Origin of the sequence: Armatimonas sp., assembly GCF_031410135.1 — a bacterium.
Lineage (GTDB): Bacteria > Armatimonadota > Armatimonadia > Armatimonadales > Armatimonadaceae > Armatimonas.
In genome coordinates, this window is record NZ_JANNYP010000739.1 from 1 (window position 1) to 5,876 (window position 5,876).

Here is a 5,876-nt window from a genome sequence, read left to right on the forward strand (position 1 = left end):
AGCGAGGGAAGCGCCTTGAACGCCGCCAGGAAGGTCTCCTGGGCAATCTCTTCGGCAATGGCACGGCTCCTCACAATCTGCTCCGCCACCAGCGTGATCGCACCCCGGTAGCGCCTGATCAGCTCGTCAAAGGCCGGAAAAGAGCCCAGCGTGGCGAGCACCACCAGCTCAGCGTCCTCTTGAATTTCCAGCGAAGTTTGCATCGTCGTATATAGAGAGCCAGCGCTAGCTCACTTCGTCACGCGGCGGCCGGGATTATTTTTTTGTCGGAAATCGCCCGGACGGAGATCGTCGGGCTTTGGGGCCTTTGGCCTCCTCCTCGTGCCTCGTCGGTATATCTTTCCGAGCGGAGCGAGGCGGCGGAGGCACGACGCCCCATTGCCGGACGTTTACCGTCCGGGGCTCCCGTCATTTTTTACCACCGTGTGAGAATCCGTACCTCGTGGGGGGCTAGATTGAGGTTGGTCTTGCCGCCGCGTACAGAAATCCCCACAGGTTTCGGCATGACTCCAGCGGGCGTTTGTCCCTGGAGCTCGATGGCGTCCCACTTGCCAGGCGGGAGTTTTTCGAGGCTGGCTTGCTGACGGACTCCCGTTTTATTAACCACGACCACGCTCTGCCCCGCGCCAAACGCCTCGACGGGAGCAGTCAGCGCTGTGCTATTTACCGAAACGCTTCGGAGGGGTTTGCCGACGAGTGGTGTTAGCGCTTTCAGCACGCGATTTGCATAGCCTGGCCCCATGTCAAACGTGGCGCTACGGACTCCGGCAAGGCCAGCGTACTTCAGACACACAGCGGCCCAGGCGGCTCCCATCGGGCTGGCGTTGCGTGGCTCGGGGGCGGTGCGGGGATGGGTGAGTGTCAGGGCGATATGGTGGATGTCTAGGGGCTTTCCGGGCGCAAACTGCCGCGCGGACTCCGCCAGCTCGACGATCACGGGGACGTTCTCCCAGCAGGTGTCGTCGTCGTAGAGGTGCTCTACGGGGAAGTAGGCGAAGGAGATGCTTGCGGCTGCCTTGGCTTTCTCCCGGTCGTGGTTGATGCCGTGGAACCAGTTTCGCTCCCCCGTGCTTCCCGTGCGAATTTCCGGCAGAGTCGCACCCGAAACGGGCTCGCCGAGCACGAGCTGCGAGGTCTTACTTTCGCGCTTCTTGACGGCTTGGAGAAAGCCCTCCGGCTTGATCGTGATCGTCTGGGTATGCGCGTCGCCCTTGGTGAGCTTGGGGTAGGCGTAGGGCATGATCTGGTACGCCTTGAAGCTGGAGTCGGCGAAGTTGCGCTGGTCTTCCATGGAGAAAAGCCCGTCGCCGGTCGCGCTGACTCGGACATTGCCGTAGCGCAGCTCCGTGAAGTCCTCCTCAAAGGTCAGCGGAGCATTGACGAGCTTGGGGAATGTTCCGGTGCGCGGGCCGTCTTTGGCCTGGAGCGTGTACTTCTGGCCGCAGACCGTGGGCGTCCCAAAGAGTACGCAGAGCCCGATACGGTTGGTCTCAAAGTCGCGGGTCGGTGCCCCCGTGACCGTGAAGACAATCGTGCCATCGCGCTTGCCCTCGATCTTTCCTGACCAGTTAAACGCCCCCTCCGAGTCGTAGCCCGTCGCGTCGCGTTCACACCGAGCATCGAAGACAATACTAAAGCCACTCTCGGTTCGGGAGATATCGAGGTTGGAGAGCCTTGGCGTCAGCGTATCCCAGGTCTTGGTACGCACCGCAAAAAACACCCGCCGGACAACCTCCGTGTCGCCGAGTTTGATGTAGCGCAGCTCACCATCTGCGAACTTGCACCGAAGCGGCCCCGCTCTAAGTTCCTGTTCCATGCGCTACAATTGGGGAGAAACCAGAGGATTTCCTGCATACGGTTTCAAGGAGAGAGAATGCTCTGTACTAAATGTGGTTCGGATAAAATGATCCCTAGCGTTACGGTTAGAAGTACCGACATGGCGGGATTAAAGGTTGAGGTGCAGAGCCACCCGACGGGGTTGCTTTTTACGGGTAAGGTTGCCAAATCTCTTTTTGCGTGTGTCTGTGGTGCCTGTGGATTTACCGAACTCTATGCCGAAGATCCTCAAGAACTTTATCATGCGTTTCAAGTAGCTCAAGGAATCTCCGGCGGTGAGCGTTAGTGCATTACCATCACGCCGCCATCTATGTCGTAGGCGGCTCCGGTGACGAAGCTGGCTTCGTCGGAGCACAGATAGGCGACCAGCGCGGCGATCTTGGCGGGCTGGCCCATGCTGCCCATGGGCTGTGCGACCCCGCTCTAAGCTAGCGACCAAATGGTGGATTGGTCTGTTTCTGCTTCGGGAGTTCTTCTGACTCGGCTTCTTCGGGCTCCGTGTCCCAGAGAGGTTGTACCGCCCAAAGACCTGCGCCCATTGCAACCGCGCTCAACAGCAGTCGGAAGTAGTAAGCGGTAGTTAGAGCACTCTGGCTGTTCTTGGTCTGAAGATACCCACAGAAAAAGAGTAGGCCCAGGTTGATTGAAAAGGCCAGGGAGTAGCGACTCAGAGCGGTTCGTGTGCGAATCTGGTGCTCAAGGTCGCTCAGGAGGCTACGTTCTCTAGGAAGAAGCAATGCAGTGAGTGCAGCGATCAAAGGAAGGATCGCGACTGCCAGACCAAAGAGCTGTACTGTCAAGTCCAAGGGATTTCGTTGAGGCCATTGCCGCGCAACGGTAAAGAACAGGCTGTTTGTTACAGCGGAGATCGCGACCAGATAGCCCCAGGCTCCCAACGTACGTCGCTTGAGGTGTGGGCGACGCGTCCCGGCACAGACCGCGCCGAAGCCTGCGACCAGAAGCGCCAGCGAGGAGAAATAAACGTTGGAGCCGACAAAGGGAAACCAGAGGAGCTGCGTAAATCCCCAGAACAGGGCGATAACAGACAGCACCAGAACGGGAATTAGAAGCGGGTAACGCTGCTTTTGGGATTTGTTCTGGAGCCGATCTTCCAGTACGAGCACTGCACCGCCGAGCACAAAGGCAAGAATCAGCGGTAGCAGCGCTCGTTTCATTTGATTTAGTGCATTGCCATCACGCCGCCATCTATGTCGTAAGCGGCTCCGGTCACAAAGCTGGCTTCGTCGGAGCACAGATAGGCGACCAGCGCGGCGATCTCGGCGGGCTGGCCCATGCGGCCCATGGGCTGTGCCGACGAGAGCACGGCGAGCTGCTCCGTTTCTTTTCCGGGGTAGTTTTTGGCTAAGTACGCATCCACAAACGGGGTGTGAACCCGCGCAGGGCAGACGGCGTTGCAGCGGATGTTATCAGCGACGAAGTCTTTGGCGATGCAGCGGGTCATGGCAAGCACGGCGCCCTTGGTGGCGGAGTAGGCAAAGCGCTCGGCGAGGGCAGTCTCGGCGGCGATGGAGCAGATATTGACGATGCTTCCGCCGTTGCCGCTAGCCTTCATGCGGCGCACGGCTTCCTGGCAGCAGAGAAAGAGCCCACGCGCGTTCACGCCCATCAAGCGATCAAAGTCAGCGGGCGTGGTCTTCAAAATATCGCCCACGAAGCCAATTCCTGCCGAGCATACCAGAATATCCAGCGGCCCGCCTGCCTCTTCATCGGCTTTGGCGAAGGCGCGAGAAACAGAGTCCGGGTCGGAGACATCACAGGGCAGGTCGGCGTGGTCGCTCAGGTCAAGGACAAGCACGGTTGCGCCTTGGGCCTTGAGGGTCTCCGCAATCGCGGCGCCAATCCCCGAGGCACCGCCCGTCACAATGGCGCGTTTTCCGTCTAAACGAAACATTACGCGGCCTCCACGGCGTTCGTAAGAATGCCGATGCCCTCGATCTCGATCTCGCAGACATCACCAGGGACGAGCCAGCGCTTGGGGGTGCGGCCCATTCCGACGCCCTCGGGGGTGCCGGTGAGGATCACCGTGCCGGGAAGCAGGGTGAAGTTCTTGGAGAGCGATGAGATGATCTCGCAGACATCGAAGATCATGTCCGCCGTGTTGGAGTTTTGCAGGGTCTCGCCGTTGACGCGGGTCTGAATCTGAAGCTCATTGGGGTCGTCTATTTCGTCCACGGTGACGAGCACCGGCCCGAGAGGGCAGAAGGTGTCGAAGCTTTTGCCGCGTGTCCATTGTTTATCGTAGCGGAGCTGCCAGTCGCGGGCGGAGACATCGTTGGCGCAGGTGTAGCCTAGCACGTAGTCCAGAGCATCGTCTTCGTCCACGTTCTTGGCGGTCTTGCCGATCACCACGGCTAGCTCGCACTCGTAGTCTACTTCCTCGCTGTTTTTGGGGTGGATAATCGGGTCGCCGGGGTTGCTCAGGGTGCTGGTGGGCTTGATAAAGAGAATCGGTCGGTCGGGAACGGCCATCCCGCTCTCCTCCGCGTGGCGCTGGTAGTTCAGCCCGATGCAGAGAATATTGGGAGGGTCAATCGGGGCCAGGAGCTTGGCGACGGAGAGTAGCTCTTTGGTAGGGGTGAGGCCGGTTAAAAGCTCGCCATCTAGCGCGGTCGCGGTGGTGTAGGTGTCGTCGGTGGGGGTGCCGTAGCGGATATTGCCCGCGTGGTCAACAAATCGGATGATCTTCATGCTGCGGGAATTATACCTGAGGCGGTAAAATAAGCCGGAGATTTTCAATGACGGACTTACTGGAAAAAGCGATAACCTCAGCGGCGACACGTTCTGAGGAGGTGCAGAACCGGCTTGCGGCGACGCTGCTTGCGGAGCTTGAAATGCTAGATTGGGATTGGCAGCTTGCGGCGGATGATGCGGAAGGGAAGCTGGATTTTCTGCTGGAAGAAGCGCGAGCCGCCGTGCAGAGCAAATCAACTCGCGCTGTCCCCTCCGCGAAATGACGCATCAAACGACACCCCGCTTTTGGGAGAGTTACAACGCACTGCCTGAGGAAGTCCAGCGGTTGGCCGATAAAAACTACGACCTTCTGGTCGAGAACGTGGAACATCCCTCGCTGGAGCTAAAACGAATCGGACGGTTCTGGTCGGTTCGTGTCGGGCTTCACTACCGGGCGCTCGGCTTGCCAGAGGGCGAAGGGATCGTCTGGTTTTGGATCGGTGCCCACGCCGAGTACGACCGGCTGATTCGGCGATAACCTGGCCCAGGTTTCACCACGCCCTAGATTCCCTCCGAGGGGCGCACGGCTCGCCCTTCGGGGCGCGGGGTGGGTTTTGGGGTTTTCGGGGCTTCGCCCTTGGGGGCACGCGCTGCGCCCCTGGGTGTTTTTGCCTCGCCCCTGGGCACGAAGCTCCGTCCCCCGTGTACTTTTGGCGCGTATCGAGGGGAGGATAACGGGATCCGCAAAAACTTGCCGTGCGCCCCGAGGGGCGCATCAAAAGTACTCAGGGGCGCACGGCAAGTAACCAGGGGCGCGGCGTGGTTTTTTAGGGCTTGGGAGCCGGGGAGGGGGCGTTGTGGAGCGCGGGGCGCAGGCCGCGCAAGACCGTGACGAGGGGATCGTCTTTTCCGAGTATCCCTTCCACCAGGCTGACGCTCTTAGACGCAAAGTCGTAGGCATCGTCCGTGGCGGTAGTGGACTCCTGAGTGGCCCGTAGCGCCGCTTGCTGCGCACTGAGCTGCGCCGCCTCTTTTACATCTGCCTCGTGTGCGCTGGCCTCTAGCTGGGTGAGCCGCGTCGTCACATCAAAGCCTGCCGCGCTGAGCTGCGGGGCATGGAGGCGTAGTACCTCAACCACCTGGTGGGCAAACGCCCTTCTATCCGCATCTGTCAGTTTTGCCATTGCAATAAACTCCTTCGTGAGAAATATACCCAATGCGCTCGTGGTTTTGTGTCCCCCCGGTTGTAGCGGGGGGACTAGAGAGCGTCGCGTGCTCCGCTACAAAGGCCGTTCCGGCCATACCCAATTTATTATGGGCCGGGTACCCTCTGGGTGGCCCTTTGTAGC

General features: G+C 59.9%; 10 protein-coding genes. 3 read left to right on the forward strand and 7 right to left on the reverse strand.

Annotation, left to right across the window (positions count from 1 at the left end; translation table 11 throughout):
• Positions 1–203, reverse strand: a 203-nt coding sequence (locus RMO15_RS26920; RefSeq protein ID WP_309720109.1) for a sigma factor, incomplete at its 3' end; no start/stop codon positions are given.
• A 212-nt stretch (positions 204–415) separates the two neighbouring features.
• Positions 416–1,816, reverse strand: coding sequence for a hypothetical protein (locus RMO15_RS26925; RefSeq protein WP_309720112.1), 1,401 nt, complete (start codon positions 1,814–1,816; stop codon positions 416–418).
• Between the two features lie 120 nt (positions 1,817–1,936).
• On the opposite strand from RMO15_RS26925, the gene RMO15_RS26930 reads away from it, so the two are divergent.
• Complete coding sequence (locus tag RMO15_RS26930; protein WP_309720115.1) at positions 1,937–2,122, forward strand: hypothetical protein; 186 nt, start codon at positions 1,937–1,939, stop codon at positions 2,120–2,122.
• Here the strand turns inward: RMO15_RS26930 and RMO15_RS26935 are convergent.
• Genes RMO15_RS26935 through RMO15_RS26950 form a run of 4 tightly spaced genes read right to left on the reverse strand, consistent with a single transcriptional unit; the run spans position 2,119 to position 4,545 of the window.
• Entirely contained in the window at positions 2,119–2,241 is a 123-nt protein-coding gene (locus tag RMO15_RS26935; protein ID WP_309720118.1) for an SDR family oxidoreductase, read from the reverse strand. The two genes, RMO15_RS26930 and RMO15_RS26935, sit on opposite strands and share 4 nt — an antisense overlap.
• 23 nt (positions 2,242–2,264) lie before the next feature.
• Positions 2,265–3,011, reverse strand: a complete 747-nt coding sequence (locus RMO15_RS26940) for a hypothetical protein (RefSeq protein ID WP_309720120.1) — start codon at positions 3,009–3,011, stop codon at positions 2,265–2,267.
• 5 nt (positions 3,012–3,016) lie between these two features.
• A complete protein-coding gene (locus RMO15_RS26945) occupies positions 3,017–3,748 on the reverse strand; it encodes an SDR family oxidoreductase (RefSeq protein WP_309720123.1) in 732 nt (243 codons plus the stop codon).
• Entirely contained in the window at positions 3,748–4,545 is a 798-nt protein-coding gene (locus tag RMO15_RS26950; RefSeq protein WP_309720126.1) for a fumarylacetoacetate hydrolase family protein, read from the reverse strand. Before RMO15_RS26950 ends, RMO15_RS26945 begins: the two co-directional genes overlap by 1 nt.
• 47 nt (positions 4,546–4,592) lie before the next feature.
• Here RMO15_RS26950 and RMO15_RS26955 point away from each other — a divergent pair, with 47 nt between their 5' ends.
• Both RMO15_RS26955 and RMO15_RS26960 read left to right on the forward strand, forming a co-directional pair.
• A complete protein-coding gene (locus RMO15_RS26955; protein ID WP_309720129.1) occupies positions 4,593–4,811 on the forward strand; it encodes a hypothetical protein in 219 nt (72 codons plus the stop codon).
• On the forward strand, positions 4,808–5,065 hold the full coding sequence (locus tag RMO15_RS26960; protein ID WP_309720132.1) for a hypothetical protein: 258 nt from the start codon (positions 4,808–4,810) through the stop codon (positions 5,063–5,065). Before RMO15_RS26955 ends, RMO15_RS26960 begins: the two co-directional genes overlap by 4 nt.
• 289 nt (positions 5,066–5,354) lie before the next feature.
• Here the strand turns inward: RMO15_RS26960 and RMO15_RS26965 are convergent, their stop codons facing one another.
• Entirely contained in the window at positions 5,355–5,711 is a 357-nt protein-coding gene (locus tag RMO15_RS26965; protein WP_309720135.1) for a hypothetical protein, read from the reverse strand.
• Positions 5,712–5,876 lie beyond the last annotated feature (165 nt).